The organism is Paenibacillus sp. B-A-8, assembly GCF_048572915.1.
Classification (GTDB): Bacteria; Bacillota; Bacilli; order Paenibacillales; family Paenibacillaceae; genus Paenibacillus_AQ.
Genome location: NZ_CP183882.1, coordinates 3599090 through 3625221, shown reverse-complemented (window position 1 = coordinate 3625221; position 26132 = coordinate 3599090). Strand labels below are relative to the sequence as shown.

Annotated in this window: 34 protein-coding genes, 6 pseudogenes and 1 riboswitch; of the genes and pseudogenes, 9 read left to right on the top strand and 31 right to left on the bottom strand. The window is 39.7% G+C overall.

Features of this window, described 5'->3' with window-relative positions:
• Positions 1-3 precede the first annotated feature (3 nt).
• Positions 4-135: riboswitch (cyclic di-AMP (ydaO/yuaA leader) on the bottom strand.
• Between the two features lie 183 nt (positions 136-318).
• Positions 319-900 (bottom strand): TVP38/TMEM64 family protein, encoded by a 582-nt coding sequence (locus ACN6MV_RS16045; RefSeq protein WP_094874672.1) that lies wholly within the window; start codon positions 898-900, stop codon positions 319-321.
• 171 nt (positions 901-1071) lie between these two features.
• Between ACN6MV_RS16045 and ACN6MV_RS16040 the strand changes: the two genes are divergently transcribed.
• Positions 1072-1557: a DUF6803 family protein gene (locus tag ACN6MV_RS16040; protein ID WP_094874673.1), complete on the top strand. Its 486-nt coding sequence runs from the start codon at positions 1072-1074 to the stop codon at positions 1555-1557.
• A 119-nt stretch (positions 1558-1676) separates the two neighbouring features.
• Here the strand turns inward: ACN6MV_RS16040 and ACN6MV_RS16035 are convergent.
• From ACN6MV_RS16035 to ACN6MV_RS15970, 14 genes and pseudogenes are all read right to left on the bottom strand, one after another.
• Positions 1677-1871 (bottom strand): annotated as a pseudogene (locus tag ACN6MV_RS16035) (hypothetical protein); the annotation flags it as partial.
• A gap of 231 nt (positions 1872-2102) precedes the next feature.
• Positions 2103-2312, bottom strand: a complete 210-nt coding sequence (locus ACN6MV_RS16030; RefSeq protein WP_094874674.1) for a hypothetical protein — start codon at positions 2310-2312, stop codon at positions 2103-2105.
• A 155-nt stretch (positions 2313-2467) separates the two neighbouring features.
• Positions 2468-2791 (bottom strand): winged helix-turn-helix domain-containing protein, encoded by a 324-nt coding sequence (locus ACN6MV_RS16025; protein WP_094874675.1) that lies wholly within the window; start codon positions 2789-2791, stop codon positions 2468-2470.
• Positions 2792-2796: 5 nt separating this feature from the next.
• Positions 2797-3123, bottom strand: coding sequence for a response regulator transcription factor (locus tag ACN6MV_RS16020; RefSeq protein WP_341136375.1), 327 nt, complete (start codon positions 3121-3123; stop codon positions 2797-2799).
• 684 nt (positions 3124-3807) lie between these two features.
• On the bottom strand, positions 3808-4509 hold the full coding sequence (locus ACN6MV_RS16015; RefSeq protein WP_143812229.1) for a hypothetical protein: 702 nt from the start codon (positions 4507-4509) through the stop codon (positions 3808-3810).
• 57 nt (positions 4510-4566) lie between these two features.
• Complete coding sequence (locus ACN6MV_RS16010; protein WP_143812463.1) at positions 4567-4875, bottom strand: hypothetical protein; 309 nt, start codon at positions 4873-4875, stop codon at positions 4567-4569.
• Positions 4876-5235: 360 nt separating this feature from the next.
• Positions 5236-5847, bottom strand: coding sequence for a response regulator transcription factor (locus ACN6MV_RS16005; protein WP_256990066.1), 612 nt, complete (start codon positions 5845-5847; stop codon positions 5236-5238).
• Between the two features lie 164 nt (positions 5848-6011).
• Positions 6012-6209 (bottom strand): DUF2933 domain-containing protein, encoded by a 198-nt coding sequence (locus ACN6MV_RS16000; protein ID WP_094874680.1) that lies wholly within the window; start codon positions 6207-6209, stop codon positions 6012-6014.
• A 59-nt stretch (positions 6210-6268) separates the two neighbouring features.
• Positions 6269-6451 (bottom strand): DUF2933 domain-containing protein, encoded by a 183-nt coding sequence (locus ACN6MV_RS15995; protein WP_094874681.1) that lies wholly within the window; start codon positions 6449-6451, stop codon positions 6269-6271.
• Between the two features lie 286 nt (positions 6452-6737).
• Positions 6738-6956, bottom strand: a complete 219-nt coding sequence (locus ACN6MV_RS15990) for an SHOCT domain-containing protein (protein ID WP_094874683.1) — start codon at positions 6954-6956, stop codon at positions 6738-6740.
• Between the two features lie 14 nt (positions 6957-6970).
• Positions 6971-8323, bottom strand: coding sequence for a sensor histidine kinase (locus ACN6MV_RS15985; RefSeq protein WP_094874684.1), 1353 nt, complete (start codon positions 8321-8323; stop codon positions 6971-6973).
• On the bottom strand, positions 8313-9020 hold the full coding sequence (locus tag ACN6MV_RS15980) for a response regulator transcription factor (protein ID WP_094874685.1): 708 nt from the start codon (positions 9018-9020) through the stop codon (positions 8313-8315). The genes ACN6MV_RS15985 and ACN6MV_RS15980 overlap by 11 nt, the downstream gene beginning before the upstream one ends.
• Before the next feature lie 66 nt (positions 9021-9086).
• Positions 9087-9350 carry an FAD/FMN-containing dehydrogenase gene (locus ACN6MV_RS15975; RefSeq protein WP_094874686.1) on the bottom strand — a complete coding sequence of 88 codons (264 nt, stop codon included), beginning with the start codon at positions 9348-9350 and terminating at the stop codon, positions 9087-9089.
• Positions 9351-9629: 279 nt separating this feature from the next.
• Positions 9630-10025: pseudogene (locus tag ACN6MV_RS15970) on the bottom strand (cupin domain-containing protein); the annotation flags it as partial.
• Here ACN6MV_RS15970 and ACN6MV_RS15965 point away from each other — a divergent pair.
• Positions 10025-10240, top strand: a pseudogene (locus ACN6MV_RS15965) (YmaF family protein); the annotation flags it as partial. The pseudogenes ACN6MV_RS15970 and ACN6MV_RS15965 sit on opposite strands and share 1 nt — an antisense overlap.
• Before the next feature lie 71 nt (positions 10241-10311).
• Here ACN6MV_RS15965 and ACN6MV_RS15960 read toward each other — a convergent pair.
• Positions 10312-10512, bottom strand: a pseudogene (locus ACN6MV_RS15960) (IS5/IS1182 family transposase); the annotation flags it as partial.
• 438 nt (positions 10513-10950) lie between these two features.
• A pseudogene (locus tag ACN6MV_RS15955) lies at positions 10951-11219 on the bottom strand (heavy metal translocating P-type ATPase); the annotation flags it as partial.
• 135 nt (positions 11220-11354) lie between these two features.
• On the opposite strand from ACN6MV_RS15955, the gene ACN6MV_RS15950 reads away from it, so the two are divergent.
• The 3 genes from ACN6MV_RS15950 (at position 11355) to ACN6MV_RS15940 (ending at position 12679) form a co-directional block, all read left to right on the top strand.
• On the top strand, positions 11355-11537 hold the full coding sequence (locus ACN6MV_RS15950; RefSeq protein WP_094874495.1) for a hypothetical protein: 183 nt from the start codon (positions 11355-11357) through the stop codon (positions 11535-11537).
• A gap of 64 nt (positions 11538-11601) precedes the next feature.
• Positions 11602-12132: a hypothetical protein gene (locus ACN6MV_RS15945; protein ID WP_094874494.1), complete on the top strand. Its 531-nt coding sequence runs from the start codon at positions 11602-11604 to the stop codon at positions 12130-12132.
• On the top strand, positions 12110-12679 hold the full coding sequence (locus ACN6MV_RS15940; protein WP_094874493.1) for a hypothetical protein: 570 nt from the start codon (positions 12110-12112) through the stop codon (positions 12677-12679). The genes ACN6MV_RS15945 and ACN6MV_RS15940 overlap by 23 nt, the downstream gene beginning before the upstream one ends.
• Before the next feature lie 285 nt (positions 12680-12964).
• Here ACN6MV_RS15940 and ACN6MV_RS15935 read toward each other — a convergent pair whose 3' ends face one another.
• The 6 genes from ACN6MV_RS15935 to ACN6MV_RS15910 form a co-directional block, all read right to left on the bottom strand.
• The gene (locus ACN6MV_RS15935; RefSeq protein ID WP_094874492.1) at positions 12965-13195 is read right to left on the bottom strand and encodes a hypothetical protein; all 231 of its coding nucleotides are present in this window, start codon (positions 13193-13195) and stop codon (positions 12965-12967) included.
• 93 nt (positions 13196-13288) lie between these two features.
• A complete protein-coding gene (locus ACN6MV_RS15930; RefSeq protein ID WP_094874491.1) occupies positions 13289-13690 on the bottom strand; it encodes a NusG domain II-containing protein in 402 nt (133 codons plus the stop codon).
• 60 nt (positions 13691-13750) lie between these two features.
• Positions 13751-14860 carry a YncE family protein gene (locus ACN6MV_RS15925; protein WP_094874490.1) on the bottom strand — a complete coding sequence of 370 codons (1110 nt, stop codon included), beginning with the start codon at positions 14858-14860 and terminating at the stop codon, positions 13751-13753.
• 296 nt (positions 14861-15156) lie between these two features.
• On the bottom strand, positions 15157-15369 hold the full coding sequence (locus ACN6MV_RS15920) for a DUF2933 domain-containing protein (RefSeq protein ID WP_094874488.1): 213 nt from the start codon (positions 15367-15369) through the stop codon (positions 15157-15159).
• Between the two features lie 206 nt (positions 15370-15575).
• On the bottom strand, positions 15576-15866 hold the full coding sequence (locus ACN6MV_RS15915) for a hypothetical protein (protein WP_094874487.1): 291 nt from the start codon (positions 15864-15866) through the stop codon (positions 15576-15578).
• Positions 15867-15916: 50 nt separating this feature from the next.
• The gene (locus tag ACN6MV_RS15910) at positions 15917-16456 is read right to left on the bottom strand and encodes a hypothetical protein (RefSeq protein WP_143812217.1); all 540 of its coding nucleotides are present in this window, start codon (positions 16454-16456) and stop codon (positions 15917-15919) included.
• A gap of 428 nt (positions 16457-16884) precedes the next feature.
• Between ACN6MV_RS15910 and ACN6MV_RS15905 the strand changes: the two are divergent.
• A pseudogene (locus ACN6MV_RS15905) lies at positions 16885-17295 on the top strand (C40 family peptidase).
• Between the two features lie 248 nt (positions 17296-17543).
• Here the strand turns inward: ACN6MV_RS15905 and ACN6MV_RS15900 are convergent.
• From ACN6MV_RS15900 to ACN6MV_RS15885, 4 genes are all read right to left on the bottom strand, one after another.
• Positions 17544-18962 (bottom strand): sensor histidine kinase, encoded by a 1419-nt coding sequence (locus ACN6MV_RS15900; protein ID WP_094874484.1) that lies wholly within the window; start codon positions 18960-18962, stop codon positions 17544-17546.
• Positions 18952-19665, bottom strand: a complete 714-nt coding sequence (locus ACN6MV_RS15895; RefSeq protein ID WP_094874483.1) for a response regulator transcription factor — start codon at positions 19663-19665, stop codon at positions 18952-18954. The genes ACN6MV_RS15900 and ACN6MV_RS15895 overlap by 11 nt, the downstream gene beginning before the upstream one ends.
• Before the next feature lie 35 nt (positions 19666-19700).
• A complete protein-coding gene (gene lgt, locus ACN6MV_RS15890; RefSeq protein ID WP_094874482.1) occupies positions 19701-20495 on the bottom strand; it encodes a prolipoprotein diacylglyceryl transferase in 795 nt (264 codons plus the stop codon).
• A 229-nt stretch (positions 20496-20724) separates the two neighbouring features.
• A complete protein-coding gene (locus ACN6MV_RS15885) occupies positions 20725-21915 on the bottom strand; it encodes a cell wall-binding repeat-containing protein (RefSeq protein ID WP_094874481.1) in 1191 nt (396 codons plus the stop codon).
• 155 nt (positions 21916-22070) lie between these two features.
• On the opposite strand from ACN6MV_RS15885, the gene ACN6MV_RS15880 reads away from it, so the two are divergent.
• The gene (locus ACN6MV_RS15880) at positions 22071-22694 is read left to right on the top strand and encodes a hypothetical protein (protein WP_094874480.1); all 624 of its coding nucleotides are present in this window, start codon (positions 22071-22073) and stop codon (positions 22692-22694) included.
• Here the strand turns inward: ACN6MV_RS15880 and ACN6MV_RS15875 are convergent.
• The 3 genes from ACN6MV_RS15875 to ACN6MV_RS15865 form a co-directional block, all read right to left on the bottom strand.
• Positions 22669-22923, bottom strand: a complete 255-nt coding sequence (locus ACN6MV_RS15875; RefSeq protein ID WP_143812216.1) for a hypothetical protein — start codon at positions 22921-22923, stop codon at positions 22669-22671. The genes ACN6MV_RS15880 and ACN6MV_RS15875 overlap by 26 nt on opposite strands.
• A 398-nt stretch (positions 22924-23321) precedes the next feature.
• Positions 23322-23792 (bottom strand): hypothetical protein, encoded by a 471-nt coding sequence (locus ACN6MV_RS15870; RefSeq protein ID WP_179281769.1) that lies wholly within the window; start codon positions 23790-23792, stop codon positions 23322-23324.
• 299 nt (positions 23793-24091) lie between these two features.
• Positions 24092-24280, bottom strand: a complete 189-nt coding sequence (locus ACN6MV_RS15865; RefSeq protein ID WP_094874478.1) for a DUF2933 domain-containing protein — start codon at positions 24278-24280, stop codon at positions 24092-24094.
• A gap of 202 nt (positions 24281-24482) precedes the next feature.
• Between ACN6MV_RS15865 and ACN6MV_RS15860 the strand changes: the two genes are divergently transcribed.
• A complete protein-coding gene (locus tag ACN6MV_RS15860; RefSeq protein WP_094874477.1) occupies positions 24483-24668 on the top strand; it encodes a hypothetical protein in 186 nt (61 codons plus the stop codon).
• 241 nt (positions 24669-24909) lie between these two features.
• A complete protein-coding gene (locus ACN6MV_RS15855) occupies positions 24910-25281 on the top strand; it encodes a hypothetical protein (protein WP_094874476.1) in 372 nt (123 codons plus the stop codon).
• Between the two features lie 454 nt (positions 25282-25735).
• On the opposite strand, the gene ACN6MV_RS15850 is transcribed toward ACN6MV_RS15855, so the two are convergent.
• Complete coding sequence (locus tag ACN6MV_RS15850; RefSeq protein WP_179281768.1) at positions 25736-25909, bottom strand: hypothetical protein; 174 nt, start codon at positions 25907-25909, stop codon at positions 25736-25738.
• Positions 25910-26132: the final 223 nt, after the last annotated feature.

Below are 26132 nucleotides of genomic sequence, written 5' to 3'. Positions count from 1 at the left end.
ACCTTGTTCTCCCTTCAATGCCTACGGAGTTAGCTGAGGGTTCGGTTAAAGGTTCCCTATATTCTCTTGCTCACAAGAATAATTCACCCGGAATGGTTCCCCCGTTTTCAATACGAAATTCGGCAGTTGGTTAATATTTTGTAACTAATTACACTTTAATATATCAAGAAATCGCCTGTCAATGCTTTCACAAATTTTATACTTTTATTTTTAAACTACATAGTTTCTACACTTTTTTAGTGTATAATGCAGATTTTCGAGCTTTAATTACGCAAAAACCCTATTTATATAAGTAACTATTTTTCTATTGTCCATGCATTATCCCTTTTTCTTTCTATCAAGATAAAAAATAATGGTGCTCAATAAAAGAAACAAAATTGTAATCATTAACTTGAATTTAGTGTCCATTAGATTAACATATCCATAGCCAATGAGTGTCTCAAGTAGCAACGATGGTATTTTACCTATCGCAGAAGCAACTATAAAACTTGAAAAGCCTACTTTGGAAATAACGCAGATTAGAGTGACTAATGATGAAGGAATTAACGGCGCTGATCGGACAATTATTATGCTAAAAAACTGACGCTTCGGACTTAATGATTGAATCTGGGACTGCCATTTGATGGTTTTATTCGGACGATATTTCTCCTTATAAGTTAAGGTACCTTTGCGATAAAGAAGATAAGAGACGGCTGCCCCTAAAACTTCTCCGATCCAAGAGAGAAGAAACCCGGGAACCACACCAAAGACTAACATATTCACAGTCGTTAGTGCCACTGATGGAATGATTCCTACAACACTTATGACCACATTTATCAATAAACTTATGAGGACTGCCCAGGCTCCCCATACCATCAGCCACCGCATGAGTAATTCTGAATCCACTCCTAGGTATTCCATACTTCCCCTTCACTTTCAATCCACGTAGTATACCTATCTTCTAAACGAATTCTATACTCTATATCTTCAACTCTATTTTCCATCTATTGATACTCCTTCTCCAATCTCTTCTACAAACTTTCCACATATGATAACTCTTGCAGTAATTATATAAATGGAGGGAATTAATCAATGAACATGACTCATTACATGTCCCTTCTTATGGACAGCCAGCCGTGGAATCTGATCATCTTTATGGCAATCCCCGTCATTTTTGCTGAGACTATTACAGTAACCGAGTTCTTTATCCTTTTCAACAAAAACGTCCAGGGTGGATTAAAGGCGTTTAACCGAATCTGCAGTATTTTGGCCGGTCTCTACTTTACAGGAGTTTTCTTGTATCTCTTCCCGACAGCTTTTGTCCCTCTGACCGTAAATGGAGAGTGGCATTCCTGGGTAGACGTAGTCGCGGTTGGATTTTACCTCAGTGGCGTATTCTTCCTGCTGCCTCTGGCTCTTTTGGAGCTTGGGCTTATCGGCCGTAAACGTTCGGAAGAAGGAAAGCTCAAGCTTCACTTTATTCTCGTCAGCGGGTTTCTCGTTGTTGCACACATCGCCATGATCTTTGGGATGGTTAATCCTGAGATTGTAAGCGGAATGGCTGGTATGAATCAGTAATAAAGAAAGATTGCAAAAAGACTTCGAAGATATACTTCGAAGTCTTTTTTTATAGAAAACATCGAATGTAGGTGTCACAAACTTTTGTTTTTGTAAAGGATTTCTGTATCGCTAAATCATTATAGTTTTACTCGTTGTAAGCGAAGGGCATTTAGAACTACGGATACAGAACTTAGTGCCATAGCTGCTCCTGCGACCCAAGGAGCCAAGAGACCGATAGCAGCAATAGGAATCCCCAGTGTATTGTAACCAAGAGCCCAGAACAGATTCTGGCGGATGTTCGTCATTGTCTTGCGGCTCATATAGATGGCATCAGGTTTTGTCTCTATGCCCAAAGGATTGAAAACACCTTGGTTAAAAGGGGAATACAGGGGAATTGACAAATTCGTTCATAGCAGTTGGATTTCAGGTAGCATTGCTTCACCCTGTTCCATCTCGCCTGATATAGCTACACTCTTATTTCCTTTGAATATAATAATTTCGTCTCCTGTTAAGCTCCCTATGGAATCCGTCACTACATCGCTACCATCAATGATAAGGTCCCCTTAATACAACTTTCCTTCTTTTAATATCCATTCACCTGGGAATTTCTCATTAATCAATGCCATCGCCATTGAACTGTTGGATATCATTTTTTGCGAAGCAATATGTTCTATTTGAGATTCCATTCCAAGAATAGCGTATGTACCTTGTGAAATCGTCAGTAGCAAAGTAACGGTGGAAATAAAGAGCATTAGCTTTCGCGATAATTTCATATCAACCCGCCTTTTAATATTTCTTCCCTGAAAGCTTTAGAAAGAATGGATTATCAAACAGTTATAAAGAACATTACAAATCCTTTAGACCCATGAGTTCATTATTCGTCCTCTCTAGAAACAAGGAACTTATATCCCACTCCCCGTATGGTTTGTTAAGGACTATATTCCAAACCTGCACTGTTAAGTTTTTTTCGTATGTTTTTTATATGGGTATAAACAATTCGGTATCCTCCCCTATAATCAATTCCAAACATTTCCTCTACCAATTCTTTACGGGTAAATACACGTTGTTTACTCTTTGCAAGTGTAACAAGTAATACAGTCTCTTTTTTAGTTAAAGGAATGGATGTTCCCTGCATATAAAGCTCGTTATCATCTAATCGTATTTTCATATCCGACGAATCCATAACATGTAATTCTGTTAGAGGAACTTGTGAAGCTTGTATTAGGGTTGATCTGCTCAATAAAGAATTCATTCGGCTTAACTTTCCTGTAAATGAAAAGGATTGACCAAGTAACTGTCCACCCCAAAACAACCCACTTTATCCAATGTTGCTTTGCCCGCAGAAAGCTCAAGGAGTGGTATCCATTTAGTATCTTTAACGATTTCGAGAACATGGGATTCTTCTATATCCGGCAATAAGTCATCCAATAGGATGATATTAAAAGAATGCTTTTTCACCATAGTTAACGCATAACTACACGTTGCTGCTACCTTTATCGAAAATCCTTTTTCCAATAAAAAAATCCGAAGCAAATTTCTGATATTTCGGTCACTATGAATAATTAATACTCGATGATTAGTCATCATACTCAATGGTAGTTATGATGTTCGGAATGAAAAGAAAGCAACGAATAAAATTGTAAGAACTAACTCATATCAACAAATTTAGAGAATCAATAACGGTAACCAAAATAAAACCATTGGTTTACTTCCTTTATAAAAAGCTCTCTTTTATCATTTCCATTGTAGAAGGATTATGTGTGGACTCAATGTTGAAAGAATGTGATTTTTATGGACTTATTTCTAGTACATTTCGTCGCTCAACTTACTGACAAAATTTGCCTACAGCAAATAAAAATTCATTTTGTTCTGTCATCTTATCTCTCATCACTAACCCTATTTTCCACTCAGATATATGAAGAAAATATAGTTTAGACTGGAATCGTTGATTCTACAAGGTTTTGGAGCTAAGAAATCGTCAGCCTTTGATAAATAAGTTATAGACTGATAACCTAGAGGAAGGTATCCGTAATGCGACCGACACTATTAAGAGAAAATAAAAGTAGCCTGAGCATGAACTGTTTTTGGCATACAGTTGGACGTCCGGCGGCCAGAGACCCGGTCCGAATCCGGAAGAACCACTAGGTACACAAGCGGAAACTCTTCCTGAAATTAGATGGACACCAGTAAAAAAACAGCACGAGAAAAACTCTTAAACTGCCGCTAGTTTATTCATCTAATCTTTCCGTTAGTTGAATGAAATTACTGTTAGGAATCCTTTCGACGATGATAAATTACCGGCGAGGCGGCACTTTTCAGCCATAGGTATGCGTCACTTCCGCCAGGATTGGAAATCCAGATATTCGTGTCTGTATAATGGTATTTTCGTATCCAAATCAATTTATCGACGGAATGAATGTAGTCGGGACCGTAATCGCCATATCCTTCTGGTGGAATTGTAACCTTGGTGGTTTGTTCGCCTGATACGGTATCCACAATATATAAAGCTGGCAAAGGGAGTTTAGAAAAATCATTTGACCATTCCGCTTCTTTAACCCGAGAGACGTAAATCGTATCGTCGTCCTTCCAAGCAAAATCCAAGTCGGCGTAATTCTCCGGTGTATAAGTTGTAAATGTAGGGAATTCCTTCGTCATTAAATCTTTCTCCTTAAACCCAAACACAAGTCTTCCCCCACCTGCAATATACGCTAAGCTGTCTTTCGAAGGTGCCCATTTCGGACGTCCGACTTCTAAAATGATTTCATCCAATACTTCAAAATGACGACCATCGGATGAGATCGCGCAAACCATATTGCTGTCCATAGACCAGGATGCTGTTGGTGATACAACAAATGAAAGCCAGCTGCCGCTCCGCGAGAAAGAAAAATCACTGGGATTGACCGCAATGATTTTTGAACCGTTATTTGATATCTCATTCGATAGCCTATAAAATTTTTCGACGTTCTCCAAAGAGCTCGCCCCCGCCCAATTCTTCGGCAGTATCTTCTTATAAAGCGTCGCTCCCATTCAACCTTCCGGTGTGAGGTCGCCATTTTTTGATAGAATAAATCCGCTGCCGTCAGGAATCCAGACATATTCATCTACTCCAATTGCAGCGTTATTAAACTTCTTCAAGTCTGAAACATTGAGCACAGTACTGTATTTATAGGCAAGAATACTACCGTGGGGAGTCCACCTCGACAAATACCCTTTATAGATTTTTATTGTTTTTTTGGTGCTAACATCATAGATCTTAACGCTCTGCTGAGGCGGATTTTCTCCATCTTCTTCAACATAGGAAAGTAACACTCCATCAGCGGACCAATCTAGGCTCAAAGCCTTCCCCGAACTAGATACCTGGCTCTCCGTACCATTTACATACACCCTACGTTGCCGTTCCGAATAAAAGCGACTTTCGCCGGTACCTCTATTGTCCGTGAACTGTATCAGACGGATGAAATACCATAATAAAGAGGGCAATCGTAATAACTATTTTTTTATACCAATATGCTCTCACCTACTTCATTTCATTTTTCATTAGGGATGCCCTGTTTTATGTATTTTTACTCAAGTTGAGTTACTAACATTTCCAATTGATATAGCAAAAAGAGGAGCTGCCGAAGCATGCCCCTCTTTTCTTAGACCTTTTTAATTAAGATAACTCATTATTCAGCCCGGCTTAATGTGATTTTTTCACTACTCGTTCTCAGTGAAAACTAAGAACTTGTATCCAACTCCTCTTATTGTTTGTATAGGGTTATATTCTAAACCCGCACTTTTCAGTTTCTTACATATATTTTTAATATGAGAATCTATAACACGTGTCCCCCCATCGTATCCGAATATACTATCTATCAGTTCATCTCTGGTAGATACGAATTGACTGTTCTTAGCAAGGGTAGCGAGTAACTCCATCTCCTTTTCAGTTAGTGATACAACAGTCTCATCTATTTGAATCTCTCTAAGATTAAAGTGTAGCTTTATCCTCGAGAAATTCAACGTATTTGCCATTGAAAAGGAAGTTTGTGTCATCGCTACCCGGCGTAATAAAGCATTCATTCGGGCTAACAATTCTTCCAAATCAAAAGATTTGGTTAAGAAATCATCCGCACCGATCCGAAAACAACGAACTTTATTCTTGAGTTCTGTACACGATGAGAGCATAAGAATCGGTATAGTGTCTGTTTCTCTAAGTATTTGGCATACTTGGCATCCATCCATATCCGGTATTCTGGCATCCAATAGGATAATATCAAAGGGATGATTTTTTATCATCGCCAGCGCTTCCTGACCCGTAGTTGCTTCTATTATTGACCCAATAAGTAAAAGCGGATCGAATTTCTCGTAGCCCTGTATTATCTACAATTAACACTCGATGTTTAAACACTATTCTCACCTACCATACATTCTAGTTCCTGTACATTTTTATGCCTTTGTATTGAAGATATAATTTAGACACTAGGATAGTACACTTAGTTAATGGATAACTTTCCGATTTCTTTTTTCAATTGTTCGTTTTGCACTTTTATCTCATTATAGTCTTGATGAAGACTCCAATCTGATTGTGACTGATTAGAGCCTCCAACTTGACCATGCGTCCTCCGCATCCCAAACATCATAAATATCATCATTAACGAACAAATTAACAACAGCAGTATTGACCAATCCATCTTAAATTCCTCCTCAGTATTATCTTCTCATGTCGTTTATTTATTTCTAAGAATATGATTTATTTAGACAAATGGCGGATTTTTTTCAATTGTTCATTCTGCACTCTTAGCTCATTGTATTCTTTCTCAAGACTCCACTCTGATTTTGTTCCGTTTGAAAAAGATCCTTGACCATGCAACATTTTCATCCCAAACATCATCATTAGCGAACAAATCAACAACAGTAATAAAGACCACTCCATCTGTATACCTCCTCTGTATGTTGCTTATGTTGATGTTTTTATTGTAGATGAGTTATGTGTGGTTATAATTCATGCTCCTTACATACACCACAATACGTTTCACCGCTGATCAAGTGAACATTTAAAGACATCCGGTTTAGAATTGCTTGATGGATAAGTTTCTTTCTGAGCAAATATTTCTCGTTTCCCCAAAAGATGATCTTTTTAGAATTATAAACAAACCAGGAGGGAGATAAATCAAATGAGGTGGGCTCCTTGTTCTTTTGCCATATCTCCATTAATGTTATCAATCCCGCAAAATGCTCTTCATCCGGTAATAATCTTCCTCCGTGATTTCACCTCTTGCAAAGCGTTCATCCAAGATTCTCTCTGGAGTATTGTCAATAAATCGTGAATTCCCATTGCCCCCAACCCATTTTATCACCAAATAGATTACACCTACGATCAGTAAAAAATTGATGACTAATCCAAATGTTCCGAACCCAGAGCCATAACCCATCATCATTTCCTCTCATCCTTTCATCGAATTAATGGAAGACGAACACAAACAGTAGTTCCCTTTTTATTCTCACTTTCAACATGAATAGATCCGGCATGAGCATCCACTATGGCTTTAACAACCGCTAGTCCTATTCCGGCTCCGCCAGTCTTTCGATTCCTTGATTTCTCCCCGCGGTAGAAACGTTCAAAGATATAGGAAAGTTCACCTTCAGGTATTCCCATTCCGGTATCGGATACGATGACTACGCCCTCTGCTTTCTCTTTTAACACTTCAATATGAATACTTCCAGAACTCGTATATTTGAATGCATTGCTTATCAGATTTACGAATACCTGAACGAGCCGCGAACGGTCCCCTGTGATCCAAACGTCATTTGTACTTATCAGGTCAGCTGTAAGTCCTTTATGCCTAAACTGGCTGGATACTGTATTTAACGACATCTCAACAATATCGTTAAGAGATACGATCTCCGTCTTCAGCTGAACCATTGGATTCTCTACTGCAGCCAGATTTTCCAAATCACTGATGAGTCGAACCAGTCGCAGGACTTGATCATGACACACTTGAAGCTTATTCGGCGTCGGTTCCCATATGCCATCCTGAAAAGCTTCCAAATGGCTTTGTATAGTAGTTAAGGGCGTTCGCAGCTCATGCGCCACATCAGCAGTCAGTGATTTCCTTAACTGATCTTGCTTTTCCAACCCTTCAGCCAAATGATTGAGCGCACGCCCCACGTCATCAATCTCTGTATTTTGATTTATAACTTCAACCCGGGAAGTGAGATCTCCCTCTCTCATTCGCGAAGCGATATCTTTAATCTCTAAAAGAGGCTTGCTAATGCTTTTGGCCATATAGCGGCTAAACAGATACGTCCCGGCAATAACGAGAATCATTGCGGCCCATAACAATGTATTAAACATTCGCAGAAACTGCTGATTTTGGCTTTGCGATGTTTCGTTCACTGGTTGAAATTCCAATGTCCCGACCTGCTGATTGTCTTTTACGATTGCTTTTGTAATGGTGTCTTGCTTAGGCTGGGAATTCACTTCTCTTTGCATCCCCATTTGGCTAGTGTCCCAAATCAATTGGTGGTCTTTGTCATATACACGAACGATATATTCACTAACCATCGCCTGGTGCGAAATCATCATCCATACATTTGTATTCCATTGGCTGGTTGACTCATTATAAGCTTCTTTTAGAACTTCCAGTAACGTTTGTATTTCCGCCCGCTCCTGGTTTTTCTGATATTGGTTGAACGAAACATTCATTACTATGTTGACAAGCAGGACAATAGACAGAAGCGCAGCAAGAGCCACACCGGCATGGGATATAAGAAGCTTTCTGCTCAATCCGCCTCTATTTCTCATCCGGACTCACCAAGAATTTATATCCCACTCCAAATACTGTACCGATAAAAACAGGGTGTTTAGGGTCATCGCCAATTTTTTGTCTAATATTCTTGATATGAACATCGATGGTTCGCTCGAATCCTTCAAAGGTATCACCCTGGGTAAGGTTAACCAGTTCAAGGCGTGAGAACACTCTCTTCGGATGCTTCGCTAAAATTTCCAGCAGCTTAAACTCCATATGGGTAAGGGATACGGGCTCCTCGTGAATTCTCACCTCATAACGTTCCAAATCCATTGTTAAACAGCCTTGCGCATATGACAGCAGTGACATATTCCCTTGTTCCCGCTGATTGGTTCTTCTTAAAAGACTAATCACCCGGGCGAGCAGCTCTCTTGGGCTGAATGGTTTGGTAATATAATCATCGGCTCCAATCATGAGCCCATTCACCATATCGTCCTCACTGCTCTTTGCAGTCAGCATGAGTATCGGAACGTTCGATGATTTACGTACCATTCTGCATACTTCCTCTCCGGTCATATCCGGAAGCATCAAATCCAGCACGATCAGATCGGGCTGTAAGTTTTCAAAAAGATGAATCGCGCCTCTTCCTGTATCGGCTTTGTACACAATATAATTATTCTTTTCCAAATAAGCCTTAATGACCTGCAGGATATTTTCTTCATCATCCACCACTAAAATTTTCACGAACTTCATCACCTGCTTTGTTGTTAAAATGAGACAGACCTCATTTCTATGAGGTCTTATCTTATCATGATCGGATTAGAAGTTCATCATACCCCTGCTATATTGAGAATTCTGCATCATTCCTGAACTTCCCGTACCGTTTGAAGTGCTGCAATTGTCATGCATTTGCTTGATTTGGTCCTCTGACAGGTTTGGGTGCATTTGTTTGGAAAAGGGTAGCATTTTTTCGAAAAAACTGCTGCCGTTAGTATCATTGTTTGCTGTTGCAGCGTAAGCGCCAGCGGTTCCAATCCCCATAACAAGTACCAATGCTGATAATCCAATCCAAAGTTTCTTCATTTGTATCTCCTCCTTATAGTTACACTATATAAGAGAGTTATGAAGAACAAATTTGCAGCTTATGAAGAAGTTATGAAGATAGCAAAAGGATATGAACACGAGAAAGAAGCCTTTCACTCAACTTTATCCGGTGAAAGGCTCATTTAACTAAGGAGGGGACTAATGTTGGCGCATTGCGTACATGTTTGACATTATGTTTCTTCAAATCAGTTGTTCTATTCGATAATTGTCTGCTGAATGAAACTGAAGTTATAAATACTAAATTTAAAGCGTCGTCTATCAATGTGATACCATTGCCTCCGCCTTTGTAACATGTATGGTTCCGGTCGGATGCTCTGGTGGCGCGTAAATAACATAAACTTTTAACGGTATATTTCCAGTGTTCGTTAAGTTATGCCATTTGCCTGCAGGGATCAATATGGCATAGTTATCGTAGACCATTGTCTCAAAATCCAGCTTATTTTTCGAGTCACCCATTTGAACGAGACCCTGGTCCTCTTCAATTCGGATAAATTGGTCTGTATGAGGGTGTACTTCTAAACCAATGTCATCTCCAACCGGAATGCTCATAACTGTAACTTGAAAATATTCTCCCGACCATAATGCAGTTCGAAAGGTATTATTCAGTTTCGTTACTTGCTCAATGTTGATGACGAACGGTTTCTTTCCGTAATCCAGCTCCTAGTGGAGTCCCGCATGTTCATAATTATAATGTAGAAACCTCATTTAATGATCAGCATGTTCACCTAATTAGAGGTACAACAGGGCCCGCAATTCCTTTGGTAGGAGGCAGTCATTACCATCACTTTGAAGGGTATACAACAGTAAACGGCAGGATCCCACACTCCCATAGGTATAGAGAGAAAACTGGCGATGAGGAAGGGCACTGATATCAAACGAACTTATGAAAAACATACATCAGAACTTAAACATGATACTCAGGCATGTATTCCTTGAGAATTAGAAGTAAGTACTTGAACATTCGAATGGGAGGCACAGCATTTCGACCATTATCTAGGCAATATTTATTCTGTAATTCTTCATGGACAAAAGAAAAATCTACGAGGTCATTTATTTGTCGTAGCATATTATCTTTAGGTACGACGATATCGTAAAACGCCATAAATGGACTGAGGTTAAGGGATTGTTGGTTTGAAATCATCCGGGTCACCACCTAGAATTAATACAATAAATATACAGCAAAACAGGACACCCTTCCTCGAAAAGATCGAGGAAGGGTGTCCTGAAATGGAGTTTTCATAGCCCTCTAAAAGACGCCCGTATAATTTGAATTTAAAAAACATTAGAGGAGCGTAGCGAAGGGGGAATTTGGAACTGTAGGAGCGAAAGCGACCGCCTTTGTCTCCGAATTTCATCCGCGAACAGCGGTACAATTCAAGAAATTCTTACGACAACAGCGGCCGGAAGTCCAAATATTCCCCGTAGTTACAACTGACACCTTGGATGTATAGTCTTTAGAGAAATTAGTATTGGGACTTTTTCAGTGGCCTCGATATTCTTCGAAGTCTTTTTTGAAATCATCGAAAGTAGGAGACACGTAACTTCTGATAACCAAAGGGATACCAGACCCGCTTCATGTTTATAGCTTTACACGTTGTAATCGAAGAGCATTTAGAACTACGGATACAGAGCTAAGTGCCATAGCCACTCCTACAACCCAAGGCGCCAAGAGTCCAGCAGCAAAGAATAACCCAGAGTATTTTAACCAAGAGCCCAGAACAGATTCTGGCGGGTCTTAGTCATTGTCTTGTGGCTCATATATATGGCATCAGGAATACTCGTCAAGTCACCTCGAATCAGAGTTACATCTACTGCCTCCATCGCAACGTCCGTTCCAGTATTCATGGCAGGATAGTTTAAAACTTTCACGAATATACAATCAAGATAATACCTTACTTACAACGTTCATAAATTAGAGCATGTTTAATAGTGCTTAAGATTAGCCAAATGAAAGTAATAAAAGAAAATAAGGAGCGATTTCGTATGAATAACCTACAGGAAAAGGTATTGTTAATCGGTGAATTAACAACAGAATCAATTGTCAATGAATTAAAGATATTAGATAAGGTATATATAAATAAACTATTAAGTTCTTCTCCTGATAATTGGAGAGATGCTAAACAGAAAACAAGAGAATATTTCACATGTTTTTATGAAGTTGACTGAAAGTGCTATTCTTAGATGTTGCGACGACGAATACTTCGAAGGCCTAAGGAGAATATGTACCGCAATGAAACCATATTTTCACAAAGTCTATGTGTATGAAGATAACTTGAAATACATATTCAATTCTGACGTCGAGCTTGAACTTGATGATGAAGAGTATAAGAAAGAACGGGAAGCAGGCAAAACACAACAGAAATTAGTTATAGATTATCTTATCAACTGCGGGGTTGAAATTGTTCCTTATAATCGGAGATTAGAAATTTCAGTATCAACTAGAGCCTTTTTAAAAGAAACCACAAAAGGATTACTTTTTAGGTTATATGTAAACAATGAACAGTTATGGTCAAATGAAATTGATAAGCTCCTCTCCCTTTTTTCAGACTATCTTAAGAAAACGAAGGGATTCAACGTAAACCTAGATCAAATGAATACTCAGAATGGTGTAATATACTCTTTTTATTGTGATGATCAAACGTTGGATTCAGAGAACTTTGAAAGATCATTCACTGAATTCACTGACTTTTTAGAAGTTTGTGCAAATGATGTTAATCAAGCAAGTAGTATGCTATTGGATGCAAATTTATCAAGTAAATGAGATGAGTAAAATTATAAGTAAATATGCTAGAGAAGCAAAAAGATTAGCAATAGATATTAAATATGAACAAGAATCAAAGTTGTTAGCTATTAAACATAGATTGCATTCTGAAATGATTGACCTGGGTTCACCAGATCCAATCAACAGCATGGTTACAACGACAAGACCAGACTCTTTCTTAGATATTACAAGTCCTGACTATCTTAATGGATTCATTAGTAACGTAGATACAGTAAACATTCACAACCCACAAATCCTCTCCAATGTAAGGGGAATTATAGCAAAAGAAATAAATGGAGGTTTAAATTATAATGATTTTGATGAACAATTATTAAGAATATTCAAAGATAAAACGTCGTCAAAGATAGAGTATTTAAATTTAAAAACTGCACTTGATGAATTGAAAGATGAAACAACTCCTGAAACTAACAAGGTTACCGCTATGCAAAAAATCAAGGAATTCACAGTGAAAGCAGGATCAAGTATTGGACAAGTGGGACTGAATTTATTGGAAAAGTACATTGAGAATTTACTTCTTGGCTCATAAATCTTAATCAGTGAGTCCCAACATCCATACACTGCTCTTCTACGATGTGCCTGAGGAGTCCTTTAGGGCAATTTAAAGGAGAATAATGCCCCCTCCTAAGCTCAGTTTAACCGATCAAGATCCAGTTTAATTTCTGATTTTTATTTCGCAGGTGATGGATGTCGGAAATGCAACAAACTCTATAGGACTTCGTGCTTCCTACAAGTATGAATACATATTCTTAAAAATGAAAAAAGCTGACAACCGGTTCAAAACGGGAAGTCAGCTTGTTATTTGAAAGCCCTCTTAGATCGATTGCATCATTTTGCTCATATCGGCACCTTGCATCATTTTGCTCATGTCTCCGGATTGATGCATGTCTAATAACTGATCTTCGGACATATTAGGGTGCATCTCCTTCATGAAGGGAAGCATGTCCTTCAGGTGGGATGTTTCATCTCCCGCTGCATATACTGCTGTTCCAATACCCATCGCTAATATAACTGTGCTAAGACCAATCCAAAACTTCTTTCTCATTTAGTATCTCCTCCTATATTTTCTTCTTCTCTGAATAAACGGGGATGAATGAAGTTCAGAAATAAATATTTTTGTTCAAGGAAATCCCAAAAGTTAAATGACAGCGTCAAGTTCATCCGCATTTTTATTACCGCCTGGGTTAAGTACTTCAACCATCACCCGGTTAGGAATACAAATGATCTGCTGATGAGGCTTCGAAATAAAGCCCATTTGTAAGGCGATTTTTTTGGGACAATCAGAAAATATCATCTGGATACCGTAATCAAATACCTTCAAGGTATCATGTCCGTATTTAGTTTGGATATCGATAATTTGCTCTTCCTTTGTTAAATTGACGGTCTTATATGTTCTGCCATCCACCGTGATTTGGGCAACTAACTGGCCTTGAACATACGTATCATTCCGTGAATCAAACCATTTCACTCCGTATATCAAACCTACAATGAAAAGTACGATACCAATAATCACAACGTCTCCACGTTTTATGTTCTGCAACGTCCTTACCCTCTCGCTTTGTACTCATTCATTGAAAATCAATATGAACTCTATATCAGCTTAGGGTGTGTAACTAATACCATTCGGAGTTGCACCTACATTAACCTGGGAGATCACCTTGTTTTCTTGGTTATCTATGACGCTGACGGTATTGTCAAACATGTTCGTTACATATATGCGGATATTATCCGTACTTGTTACGACACCATGAGCACCCTTGCCGGTTTCTATGGTTGCAACCACTTGCTGTGTACTCAAATCGATTTTGGAAATGCTGTTTGAAGGGTTTTCCTCTGTACCTTGATTGGCAACAAAGGCATATTGATCATCTGACTGGATAAAGACTTGTGCAGGGCCTGCACCAACAGGTACTTTCACACTACTACCTTTTTCCAAATCCATTATGGTAACTGCATTTTCAGCGTTAAGCGTAACAACCAAGGTTTGACCATCACTTGTTATACCTGTTGTAACAGGAGTCTGTCCTGCCGTAATCTTCTGTTCTTCTTTCATCGTTTGGAGGTTTAACACGCTGACGGTATCTTCCTTCATATTAGCAACATAAGCGAATTTACTATCTGCAGAAACTCTAAATCCATGCGGTCCCTTTCCCGTAGGAATTGTTGTTACCTGTCCATATGTCTTGGCATCAAGAACCGTCACATTATCATCTTCATTATTGGAGATCAGGATATACTTATTGTCTTCTGTAAATACGATATGTGCAGGGTGTAATCCCACCTCTACCTGGTGAATCTTATTGTTTGTTGCTGTATCATAAAATACCGCAGATCCGTTCATGTCATGATCGGAATTATGATTATCATCACTCTCACTCATCTCCGGCATTTCGGGGACTACCGTTACTCCAACGGTTTTTCCATCGGGTGAAATCTGAACATTGTGAACGGCTCCATCCATTTGAATGGTATCTAGTACTTTATTGGTGGCTGCATCTATCTTCGAGATGCTGCCTCCTTCATTCGCTGTATAATAGACTCCCCTTTCTTCCAAGGCTCCTTCTCCTGGGGAGGGTTTATTCGACTCTACAGTTTGACTATTAGCAGCTGGTAGTGCAGAGTTCAGTTTCGTACTTGAACCATTACCACATGCTGTGAGTCCTACTGCAAGAATAAGGATAGACAGACCGATTATCATTTTTTTGTTCATAGTATAGTTATGCCCTCCAACTAAAGTAATTAAGGATCATTTTATGTTTCTCTTTCGCATCATTAGCGGCATCAATATTAAATGTGAGAGCGGGCAAATAAGTAACAGGCTGTATGTTAAGATATTGCTAGATGCCCCTTTGGAAGAATTCGCTACAAGCATAATCCCTATAAGAACAATAGGTAGGATGCAGCATAATTTCATAAACCAACCATGTTTTTTTATTTCACCGTGATCATGACCGTTATCCTCGTGGGCTTGTTTTCCATGATTGTGATTTCCACAACAACTCATTCCTAATTCCCCCTTACGACTGCTTTATCTTTTAACCCTTGCACTTCTTTTTGCAATAAATCATTTTGTGCTTTTAAATTCAATAATTCTTGCTGTACCTCACCAGCGGAAAGTTGTTTCTTATGAGGACCATGGCTGTGTCCACCTCGCATACCAAACATCATAAATATCATCATTAACGGACAAACCAGAGCGATTAGCCAAGACCAATCCATATCGTTACCTCCATAAAAATATGATTTGTTATAGTCTCATTGTAGGGAATGACTATGTAGAAAATATGTAGAAACATTGGGTTAATCATAAAGATAGAAAAAATTCACAAATATTTATTAACAAGAAAAGAACAAGCTGTAACCCGGTTTTTCCGAAGTCAGCTTGTTCTTTTTCCTGAATCCATTGGATTTGACTATTCGAACGATTACATCATTCCCATTCCGCCGCCACTGCTGCTTGAATTGCCGTTGTTCATATTCATGTCATCATCCATCATACCGCCTGAGCTTCCCATAGTAGAACCCTGTTGTCCCATATAGCCTTGCTGCATTTGCATCATTTCCTGCTGTAATTTGTTCATCTGTTGCATCATATTTTCCATCTGATCCATCGATACACCATTCCTAGTCCCTTGCATGGTTCCTCCTACCACCATGATAATTAACCCAACAAACGAGATTATGGCTAGTTTCAGCCACCCATTATTGCTTTTCATTTTGAATCCCTCCAATTTCGTATCGTTATTTCTTCAATTCCATGTTAGATTCAATCGTTCGCTGTTTTATCCTTTTGAGTGGGCTTCTCTTTTTTTCCTGAGGTAAGGAAAGCTCCATTTGAAGAAGCCATAGTGATATATTGTTTCACATAGCTGAATAAGAAAGCAATCAATGCCATGATCATAAGGATGGTCAACAGTATAATAAAAAACGTTATTTTTGCCGAAACACTTAAGCTGGAAATCAGTCCAATTTGATTTGGATAAAATCCTCCATTCATCAGAATACCCAAGAGATACAAGACCACAAGTACACCCAGTAAGGTGGATGCCAGAACGACTATCGTCTTCAGCATAGGATCATTGCTAATGAATTCTTTCCCTCTGTTAAATGATTCTTTAAAATACTTGTTCTTCACCCATACTCCTAGTCCGATAGCCAGGCTAAGAATTAACACCACAACTAACAACTGAGTCAAGCCAGATAAAAGGCCACTCATCACACCACCTGAATTATAGTTCCCCGCGCCCATCATGCCTTCTGCACTTCCAGAAACTCTAAACCCTGACGGCATACTCGACTCGTCCATCTGCATCATTTCCTCCTCTTAATGAACAGTTTGTCTAACAATACTCTGATGCTCTTGCTGTATTTCAAGCGTACCAATGTACTTTGGGAAAAGTATGGAGAAAGAATGTTCTTGTAAAAAATCATATTGTAGCTAAAGTTCTTGTGGGAATCATGTGGACTTTATGTGGTTTCAATGGAGTTTATAGAAAATGATGGTGCCAAATATTACGCCTTACAAATCTATAAAACCCTATGTTAGGATGTGAGCAGATTCACATGACAACATAAGGAGGAACACAACATGAAAAAAACAATAGCTATCTTTTCGTCTCCATAACATTATTCACGAGTCCATCTGGGATTCTTTCTACCTATGCGGCTAGCGAGCTCCCTTTACAGTCGACAGCAACAGCGAGTACTCTGAGAGAGAACGTAATAAGACAGGGAATGAATTATCTAGGCACTCCTTACGAGTTTGGTTCAATCCGTAGTAACACTAAAACTTTCGATTGCTCTGATTTTGTAAGACAAGCTTATCTAGAAGGGACGGGAATCATACTACCCGCAGATTCGAGGACTCAAGGGGCTTATATCAAAAAAACGGAATGGACATAACCAACTGGAGAATCCTGAAACCAGGGCGACATTATGTTCTTTATGTCTTACCGTGGCAGCAAAGAAACCGATTATAAGGGGATTAACAAAAATAAGGCCCGAATTATGCATAACGGCATTTATATCGGAAACAGTAAAATTATACAAACTTATTCCATAAAATCAGGTGGAGTTCGGATTGATAACATTGAAGGTACCAAATGGGAAAAACGTTTTCTATTTGGTGGTAGCGTTCTTAAATAGAAATAAAAAGGGAGCAGCATTAACTACTGCTCCCTTTTATCCACACTGGCAAGGTTTATTTTTTTGACCTTCTGTTTAGATTCAATACTCTCAGCAGCAGGAACAAACTTATCGCGATGAGTACTGCACATATCAAAAATGTTTTTACGAAACTGCCAAATTGAAGAAGCGTCTCACTCCGAAAAGAAACGGCTGACAGGGTCATACACATGACCCCTATTCCCATAAAGAGAAAGGATATAAGCCATTCAATTTTCTTCACATGATTCCCCCCCATGGCTCGGTTGCAGCATAAAGTGAACTTCAAACCGGGTACCTTCGCCTAACTTACTGGTAACCGTTATTTCCCCGCCCTGTAACTCAATTAGCTTTTTAACGATGGATAAACCTAATCCCGTCCCCCCGAATTGACGGGAACGAGATTTTTCCACTCTATAAAACCGTTCAAAAATATAAGGCAGGTCTTCTTCAGGAATTCCTATCCCTGTATCCTCAACAATTAAGATTACCGATGTAGTGGTATACTGCAAATCTACATTAATGCTACCCTTCTCTGTATAGCGAACGGCATTCTCCAGCAGATTCAAGACGATTTGCTCCATCCGTTTACCATCTGCAAGAACCAAAGAACTGGTGCCATACGGATGGAACGACAGGCTTAAGCTTTTTTCTTTTCTCTTCAATTCAACTTTTTGGACAGCCTGTTCCACCAGGTCCGTCATGTTGATCCGTTCTAGTAAAAGGGGTATTTTCCCTTCTTCCATTTTTGCCAAATCGAAAACATCATCGACTAAATGCTGCAGCCGGACCGCCTCTTGATAAATGATATCCAGGTAACGTTCTTTCTCCTCTTCGGTCTCATAGAGGTGATCTCTAACCACTTTAGAGTACCCTTCCAAATAGGTAATGGGTGTCCGCAGGTCATGTGAAATGTTAGAGAACAACTCTTGACGGGTATCCCGGTAACGCTGAAGATCGGCCGCTAAATCATTGATGGCCTCCGCCAAACTTCCGATTTCATCTCTACTTTTGATCTCGATCCGGGTTTCCAGTTCACCTATAGCAATTTTACGAGTAGCTTTTTGCATTTGTAAAAGCGGACGAGACAAGACTTGGGCGATAATCCACGTAATTCCCAAAGCTAGCAAAAATGCCCCCATCCCGGAGAGGATCAGCAAATTCCTTACTCCAGATAGGGATTGCTCCATTTGTTCCGTAGAAGACATTACATAAAGGGCTGAGGTAATGACACCTTCGCTAGAGATCGGTTGACCGGAAACAAAATAACGATGTCCGTCAGGATCTTCATACAGCAAGCTAACCTTTTTGCCGGTAAAAATCTTTTCGAGGTCAGAATTCCGAATAAACGCTCGGTCGGCTGAATCATGGACACCGGAGTGAAGATTTACTTTTCCATTTTCTAAAATATTAAAGATACTAACATTCGAAAACTCCGCAAAAGTCATCATGGTCTGCTCGGATGTCGTATCGGCAGCATTAGCCATAACCGAAAAGTGGGAGGCAATCTCCTCGGTTTCTTTTCGCATTTCGGCGGTATAAAAATTTGTGAACATTTTGTCGATGGCAAAGCCCAGGAATAACAAAACAATCAAGAGTACAGTAATGATCACAAGTCCTAGTTTTAACCCTATACGGTTATTTCGCATCTTGATTCTCTGCCGCTTGAAATTTATAGCCTACTCCCCACAACGTTTGGATCGGATTATAACTCATTCCAGCTCTATGCAGCTTCTCACGAATATTCTTAATATGAGTATCCACCACTCGAATTTCACCCTCATAATCATGTCCCCAAACCCGTTCAACCAGTTCCTCCCGGGTAAAGGCACGCTGTTTGCTCTGGGCTAACATCATAAGAAGATCAAATTCCTTTTGAGTAAAATCTACAGGAACCTCATGAATACGAATCTCTCGAGCATCCGGGAAAATATTTAACTCTGGAAAATCCAGCACCCATTGTGGGGGTTGCAAGACTTGAGTAATCGTAGACCTCCGGATTAACGAATACATTCTAGCCAATAACTCTTCAGGTTCAAAGGGCTTCGTTAAATAATCATCTGCCCCTACCCCAAGTCCATGGATTTTGTCTTTGGTTTCCGTACGTGCCGTGAGCATCAGAATAGGTACGGTATCTGTTTCTCTGACAGCCCTGCATACTTGCCAGCCATCCATATCAGGCATCATTACATCCAGCAATATGATATCAAAGGTGTTTTTTTTTATCATAGACAGGGCTTCTTGACCCGTTGCAGCTTCTTGAATTCGAAATCCTTCTTTCATTAGATAAATACGAAGTAAGTTCCGCATATTCCACTCATCATCTACGATCAATACCTGTAGTTTTGACATTATACCCACACTCTCCATTCTTTATTTTATCTACTTCAACCCGCTGTACCGCTAGTTATCGGTGTATCCAGTCTTTGTTTTCTTATAAAGTACACCATAAGAACCAGAGCCACACTCATTACCGAAACACTAGTCCATTGGCCAGCTGTCCAGTCGAGCGCATACCGCGGAGAATCTCCACGGAGATATTCCAGTAAGAATCGGCCAGCTGCATAGAGAATATTGTAGGATAGAAAAAGAACACCTCTAGGCAGTTTCTTGTTTTTTAAGGAAAGAAGAATAGCAAAGACAACAAAGTCCCACTGTCCCTCCCAGACTTCTGCCGGCCATAATGGAACAGCTCCATACTGCTCATAGGCTAACGTTCCTTCTGGATAAACGACTCCAAAACCCGCATTAGTAGGTGAACCAAAAGCATCTCCGTTTAGAAAACAGGCTATGCGACCAATCGCTTGTCCCAATATGATTGCTGGCGCAAGCATATCTGCTAATTCCCAGAAGGAGATCCGATGGATTCGGGCATAGGCTGCTGCGGTAACGCTCCCCCCAATCAATGCTCCCTGTATAGAGATCCCACCGTTCCAGATTGCAATAATTTCTGAAGGATGCATCGAAAAATAGTCCCATTGAAAAAAGAACACGTGCCAGATTCTGGCTCCAAGAATTGCCCCACCTATAACGTAAATCATCAAATTGGGTATATGCTCACGAAAAGAAGTATCTCTTGCTATGTATAATGCCACTCCCACCGCCGCCAAAACCGCCAGTGTGACGACAACTCCATAGGATCGAATTGTAAAGCCGCCTATTTCAAATAATTCTACTCTCATATGATTCCCCTTCGGTATACGACTTTATCATTTCTTACCTGATGATCTGATTAGCTATCTTTATTGTACGGACTGAATATGTAGAAAATATGTTGAAACATTGGGTAAAGATTGGGTTATCATGACTTTCAACGGATCATGTGTACCAAAACAGGCTGACAACCGAGAATTGACCGGTGCCAGCCTGTTCAGTGATATCAAGAATTTGATATCAGTTTATGAATGACAATTAATGGCCGGAATGCGGGTTTCCGCCAGATGCAGGGGAAATCTCAAGCATATCATCAATCTCACTTTGGGTAGTGGCAGAAATTGTTGAGCTCTCACCGGTTACCCAGGCATGATTGTAGGGACCTTCTGAAGGTGATTTCTGAAATTTGGGTTGAACATTCATCAAATATTCCATCACAGAATTCGGCAGTCCATCCTTTTCTGTAAAAATCAACGGAGCGTGTTTGCCCAAATGACTAAATGGAGCAGCAGCGATTGCCAGCATCGTCGAATCTGTCGTCAAGAACGAAAAGTTATGTCCGGGCGTAGTGATTCCCCATCCAAAATTATTGTTAGTATCTTTATACTGGGCAAAAGCGATCGCATTTTCGTAGGGATTTTCGCCTGCAATTCGGGTTACCGATCCATAAGACTTTAATTCTTCTTCAACTTTGCTGGATATAACCGAGTCTGGACCAAGGACATAGATGGTCGCCTTTCCTCCGCGCTTATTCAGAGCTTCCACTGTAGCTGCAGGAATTTCGTCTTTCTTCACATAGAGTAATGGTTCTGGCATGTGGGCGATCCAATTTACAGCTGGTAATGTATACTCAGGACTATCCATGGACCCAACAATGACGGCCTGTGGAAGCTCACCCGCTGCTTTTGCATAATAGGCATCAATGGCCTGTGCAACAGCTGCTGGCTCGTCCCCTTCAATCTTATCGATCTTCATATCCAAGGTGTTCAATTGCTCTTCAACGCTTGACGATACTGGCCCTACAATAACAATCTGTATGTTCTCATTCCCTTTAGCACCCATCGGCTTCAGCCGCTTAAGCTCTTCTATTGTTACAGAAGGAACACTCTCTTTGCCAAAAAAGAGAACCGGCCCATTGCTGGGGTGATGAATCAAATCGGTGCTAGCCGCAGCGATTTGCCAGTTACTCACATCGGTCAAAACCACACTTGAGGGTCTATTATTTTCTGTCTCCGCCGTCCAAAGTGTGCGGGAGACCAGAACTGCTGCCTGAGTCGGATCAGACGTATTAATGCGTGTCGTATTTTTAGTCCCCACCCAAGGTTCTGAGATCGTAGTACTCTTTGGTTCATTGGTTGCTGCTTCAGAGTCTTTATTGCCTACTTGACATCCAGATAAAATGGCACTTAATAACAACGTTAACGATCCAATGATTAAAACCTTTTTCATTCCATTTCCTCCAATTTGTAATATCTTAATTTTATTAACTATACTTTACATAAAAATTGTGTGGAAACTATGAAGTTCTACCCTATATTTTAGGGTGGAATGAATCCCTCTCTTTGGCCATACGATACATTATCAACAAACAGGGGGTTGTACAAATGACAAGCTGGATGGTTGCTACAATCTTTTATGTTTTCATGGCATGTTGGTCATTCGGTTTCATTTACCGCTACCGTTGTAATCTTACAAGTACGATCACGATGATATCCCCAATGGTAAGCGGCATGATCATCGGCTTTGGGGGAGGAACGATTGCGGGTTTGTTACTCAGTCATAACTTGCTGCTATCCCTTTTCATTTGTGTTCTTATCGGGATGATTGCAGGTGGCAGTATAGGGGCGATAATCAGTATTGGTGCCTTTCTGAACGGGGCATTATCTGGCATGATGGCAGGGATGACGGGCGCGATGCTCATTAATATGCTTCCCACTTCACAGTGGAGCCAAAGTATCTTAGCATTTATGGTTATCAGTGGTATTTTTCAGTTTGTCCACCTGTTAATGCTTCAAGGGCAGATTGAAGAAAAAATCCTTAGCCAGTCCCCATGGATATATCGCAGTCCCGCGCTTATGCTCATTGTAACCGTTATACTTCTTTCAATTCACATCACCTTCGAACGTAAGGAAGCTTCACTCATCGACTCTAGGTCTGCCCCGAAGCCTGAGCATATTCAACAACCATTCGATAAAAGTAAGTCTAGTGGACACCGAATGTCTCATTAAGAATAGCTGGTGTACCTATAGCCATTCTCCACTGCTCATCAGGCAACACCGACTTTGCAATAATTTGGAGGTTAGAACATTCATCCCGTATTGTTTTTGATCCATGAAACAATCCTGAGTAATACTTCGTATTAAACTGTTCTTCATTATGGTTGGAACCTACTTCATCCGCACAAACGTATACTTCGATTGGAGCCAGTAACTTATGGAATGAATTCCTCGTCTTCATATTCCCTTAGATATGTATGACTTCATCCGAAAGCTGGGACAGTAAATATATATCATTAATCACATGTGCTATGGGAAAGACCTGCTGAGTCTTTCCAGAACATACTGTAGTTGTACCCGCTATAAGAAAAAGAGTACCCAATGCCCCCAAATTCAACACCCCTTCTATTAATTTACAAATAGGTTGGCCGAGCCTTATTATTTTTATACTCCTATCTTTCTCCATAGATTCAATACAATTTCAGGGTAAATCAAACCTAATTATTTTTATCCCTCCTAAAAATTAAACCGTCTGATCATTTTCAACCTATTGCGGTTTGGTTGCAATCAGACTATGAGCAGCTCTTTCGATTGGAAGTGTTCAAATACCGTCTCTTGTCACTATGATAACAGTACTTTTTACAGTATTAAACCACTTGTCTGACTTGTTGTAGCTGCGTTCTCCATATTCATTGCTTCGGAAGCCTGTTGTGCCTGCAACATCGTTTGCTTGGTTTGGTTATCTACCCATTGAATTGTGCTATCAAATTCCATTATCGCTTGAGCCATTTGATATATAGCCTTGTTTGCCTGTTGCACATCTCCGACTACGGTAGACTCTGCTACAGCATTCTCTGATAAATTAGATAAAAAACAATTCCTTGGCATCGTAAGTTTTTGAGGTACATTACTTAATACTGCCTTGTTTTGGAACAATACATTGTAACGATTGACATACACTTGATAGTCCAGGTTCGTCGCTTCCGTCAATCTAACCATTTTATTTATATTCTGATTAAGTTGATCCAAAAGATATGCTCCCTCAGACAGGAAATATAGACCTCTTTGGTAACGCCCAATCAGTAGTGGATTGATAGAACTAGAAGACATTAATTCTGCTACTTGATTATGATAATCACGATAAGTGCGATTCCAATAATATTGCGCAAAGCAAAATTCCCGCCTCCTTTTAGCAGCTCTACATTTATCTACTTTTTTTATTGCCGTAAGAAAAGAATACCAACGGAATTTTGGGAAAGTATGGAGAAACAATAAGGAAAAATATAAATAATCGGGATGCATAGCCCTGATATGTGAATGAACAAAAAAATCGCCCTATCTAAACGGTAGGTTGTGTGACACCTTCGTTTAGCTTAGGACGATTGTTCGATTGTTAGTTATAAAATTTTCTAGTCAATATTTAATTGTTTTTTCAATCGTTCGTTTTCCACTTTTAATTCATTAAAGTCTTCGTGAAGTGTCCAATCTACTTGTGATTGGTTCGAATGAGATCCATGACCAGGCATTCCTTTCATCCCAAACATCATAAATATCATCATCAGTGGACATAACAACAATAGTAACAATGACCATTCCATCTGTGTGCCTCCTCTGTAAATTGTCTTTCTTTTGATATTTTTATTATAGAAGAGTGATTTGTGGATTTGATGTTGAAACATTGGGCATTCCATGAAGTTATTGATTCTTGGCTTAACTCCTTAATGTCTACATTGAACCGACACATATTAATGGTATTTTTAAATGGAATTAAATAAATGAAACAACAAGGAGGAATTATTTATGACAGGTTTGAGCCAGGTATCAAGTGCAGGTAATATGCCAAAAAATTGTGGAATGGAAGGTATGCATGGAGGGGCTGCAATTAAGCAAACGACCAATTACCAACACACTGAGGCCACTCATCAGAACCATACGGCAAAAATACCGGATCAGTATCGAGGGCAAACTGTTGATATTAAGGTCTAGGAGCTACTTACATACCAAATAAATCGTAAGCGTCAAACAGCCCAAACCTTGAGATCAGGATGAGGGCCGTTTGACGCTTACCTTTACAATGGACTGATCATCAAAATCCCCCGCTAAAATTACATTGGTATGGCTCCTTTGTTGTTTCTGCTAACAGGCATCGCTTCGTTATAACTTCATCTCAACTCCATATTTCATCCTTATAATAAGTGTAAAGAATTTATAAAGGAGGTGAACCCCCTTGAAAAAAGAAAGAACCTTACTCAAATCGATCAGTTCTGTCCTTTTCGCGCTCTTTGCATCTGCACATCATTGGCTTCATACCCTGTTGATTGCCTTAGGATTAACATCCTTAGGTGCTGGGCTCTTCTCCATGGCTCCATCTCTTAAACTCATTTTTTTAGTCATCTCTCTTCTCTTGTCCATATGGTTTATCGTTGTAGCGAAACGAAGGTGGAAAAAAGATCGTCCTGCGGCATGGGTATATTTCATTTCATCGATCATATCCATCATCCTGGTTATTACAGCGGTACCTCAATCCATTTCGGATTTTCTGGATAAGCCCGTACAACAAAACAATCAACAAGAGGAGCATTCAGAGCATCACAAATAAATCAATAGATAAACCGTTTAGAGGAGTGTAAGTATGTTTTATGGTTTGGTTATAGGTTTATCGAAGGGCTAGAAACATTTTTGCAGTGGGGAGGCGCTGCTTTATTATGTAGCATCTTAATCGCTATTATTCTGTCAGTGTTGACCCTAACTATTTTTTCTGCGTGGTGCTATGGTTGAACAAACAAAGCAGAGTTATCAATGGAGCTTGGAAAGTAAAGCTCTTTCTGTTTTACAAGCAGACCGGATTAGCGGACTGAGTATTTTTTCCTTCTTCACACAGAAGTTAGTGGAAGTCAGTATATGTATGTCGCTGGGTGGGTGATTTTCCTTTGATGGGGGGGAACCTCCACCCAAAGAGCATCATGGTCACAGAAGTCTTTTTGAACCCATTACCGGCCTTTTTTTTGGTCCTCCTGGCCTCCCCATTCAAATCCCTCTAGAGCACTCCTTCTTCATCGATCCCATGGCAAAGTGGCAGCCTCTCCATCGATGATGCCACATTTGAGCTTCACGGCAGGCCATAGAGATATACCACGGACTGTATGACTGAAGCATTTTCCAGCTTTTCCGCTTGCTGTTTCCGGTTTGAATAGGGACAGAAATGAATTATTTAGGTTGTTGTCCATCTTAACTCCTCAGATTATTACAATATTAACGAACGAACATTATGGATGGTTATACGGCTGGTATGATGGCTTAGACAAGATCTAATCCCATTATTCTCCATGACACATCAACATATTCCCACCGTTACACATCGATAAATAAGGGAGCATATGGACTTACTAATTAAACACAAATTAACATTGCCTATCCTAATTAGATGACAACACTAGACGAAGGGCGAAT

What these genes read in the sequence shown, in the direction of transcription:
- ACN6MV_RS15945 (WP_094874494.1), top strand. Translation starts at nt 11,602, where the DNA reads ATGAAACCATATTTTCACAAAGTCTATGTGTATGAAGATAACTTGAAA.
- ACN6MV_RS15975 (WP_094874686.1), bottom strand. Translation starts at nt 9,350, where the DNA reads ATGAAGAAACTTTGGATTGGATTATCAGCATTGGTACTTGTTATGGGG.
- ACN6MV_RS15935 (WP_094874492.1), bottom strand. Translation starts at nt 13,195, where the DNA reads ATGAGAAAGAAGTTTTGGATTGGTCTTAGCACAGTTATATTAGCGATG.
- ACN6MV_RS15875 (WP_143812216.1), bottom strand. Translation starts at nt 22,923, where the DNA reads ATGAAGACGAGGAATTCATTCCATAAGTTACTGGCTCCAATCGAAGTA.
- ACN6MV_RS15900 (WP_094874484.1), bottom strand. Translation starts at nt 18,962, where the DNA reads ATGCGAAATAACCGTATAGGGTTAAAACTAGGACTTGTGATCATTACT.
- ACN6MV_RS16030 (WP_094874674.1), bottom strand. Translation starts at nt 2,312, where the DNA reads ATGAAATTATCGCGAAAGCTAATGCTCTTTATTTCCACCGTTACTTTG.
- ACN6MV_RS16025 (WP_094874675.1), bottom strand. Translation starts at nt 2,791, where the DNA reads ATGAATTCTTTATTGAGCAGATCAACCCTAATACAAGCTTCACAAGTT.
- ACN6MV_RS15850 (WP_179281768.1), bottom strand. Translation starts at nt 25,909, where the DNA reads ATGGACAACAACCTAAATAATTCATTTCTGTCCCTATTCAAACCGGAA.
- ACN6MV_RS16000 (WP_094874680.1), bottom strand. Translation starts at nt 6,209, where the DNA reads ATGGATTGGTCAATACTGCTGTTGTTAATTTGTTCGTTAATGATGATA.
- ACN6MV_RS15990 (WP_094874683.1), bottom strand. Translation starts at nt 6,956, where the DNA reads ATGATGATGGGTTATGGCTCTGGGTTCGGAACATTTGGATTAGTCATC.
- ACN6MV_RS15995 (WP_094874681.1), bottom strand. Translation starts at nt 6,451, where the DNA reads ATGGAGTGGTCTTTATTACTGTTGTTGATTTGTTCGCTAATGATGATG.
- ACN6MV_RS15920 (WP_094874488.1), bottom strand. Translation starts at nt 15,369, where the DNA reads ATGGATTGGTCTTGGCTAATCGCTCTGGTTTGTCCGTTAATGATGATA.
- ACN6MV_RS15895 (WP_094874483.1), bottom strand. Translation starts at nt 19,665, where the DNA reads ATGTCAAAACTACAGGTATTGATCGTAGATGATGAGTGGAATATGCGG.
- lgt (WP_094874482.1), bottom strand. Translation starts at nt 20,495, where the DNA reads ATGAGAGTAGAATTATTTGAAATAGGCGGCTTTACAATTCGATCCTAT.
- ACN6MV_RS15950 (WP_094874495.1), top strand. Translation starts at nt 11,355, where the DNA reads ATGAATAACCTACAGGAAAAGGTATTGTTAATCGGTGAATTAACAACA.
- ACN6MV_RS15865 (WP_094874478.1), bottom strand. Translation starts at nt 24,280, where the DNA reads ATGGAATGGTCATTGTTACTATTGTTGTTATGTCCACTGATGATGATA.
- ACN6MV_RS16020 (WP_341136375.1), bottom strand. Translation starts at nt 3,123, where the DNA reads ATGACTAATCATCGAGTATTAATTATTCATAGTGACCGAAATATCAGA.
- ACN6MV_RS15980 (WP_094874685.1), bottom strand. Translation starts at nt 9,020, where the DNA reads ATGAAGTTCGTGAAAATTTTAGTGGTGGATGATGAAGAAAATATCCTG.
- ACN6MV_RS16045 (WP_094874672.1), bottom strand. Translation starts at nt 900, where the DNA reads ATGGAATACCTAGGAGTGGATTCAGAATTACTCATGCGGTGGCTGATG.
- ACN6MV_RS15940 (WP_094874493.1), top strand. Translation starts at nt 12,110, where the DNA reads ATGCAAATTTATCAAGTAAATGAGATGAGTAAAATTATAAGTAAATAT.
- ACN6MV_RS15880 (WP_094874480.1), top strand. Translation starts at nt 22,071, where the DNA reads ATGACAAGCTGGATGGTTGCTACAATCTTTTATGTTTTCATGGCATGT.
- ACN6MV_RS15885 (WP_094874481.1), bottom strand. Translation starts at nt 21,915, where the DNA reads ATGAAAAAGGTTTTAATCATTGGATCGTTAACGTTGTTATTAAGTGCC.
- ACN6MV_RS15915 (WP_094874487.1), bottom strand. Translation starts at nt 15,866, where the DNA reads ATGAAAAGCAATAATGGGTGGCTGAAACTAGCCATAATCTCGTTTGTT.
- ACN6MV_RS15925 (WP_094874490.1), bottom strand. Translation starts at nt 14,860, where the DNA reads ATGAACAAAAAAATGATAATCGGTCTGTCTATCCTTATTCTTGCAGTA.
- ACN6MV_RS15870 (WP_179281769.1), bottom strand. Translation starts at nt 23,792, where the DNA reads ATGTCTTCTAGTTCTATCAATCCACTACTGATTGGGCGTTACCAAAGA.
- ACN6MV_RS16040 (WP_094874673.1), top strand. Translation starts at nt 1,072, where the DNA reads ATGAACATGACTCATTACATGTCCCTTCTTATGGACAGCCAGCCGTGG.
- ACN6MV_RS15985 (WP_094874684.1), bottom strand. Translation starts at nt 8,323, where the DNA reads ATGAGAAATAGAGGCGGATTGAGCAGAAAGCTTCTTATATCCCATGCC.
- ACN6MV_RS15860 (WP_094874477.1), top strand. Translation starts at nt 24,483, where the DNA reads ATGACAGGTTTGAGCCAGGTATCAAGTGCAGGTAATATGCCAAAAAAT.
- ACN6MV_RS15910 (WP_143812217.1), bottom strand. Translation starts at nt 16,456, where the DNA reads ATGGACGAGTCGAGTATGCCGTCAGGGTTTAGAGTTTCTGGAAGTGCA.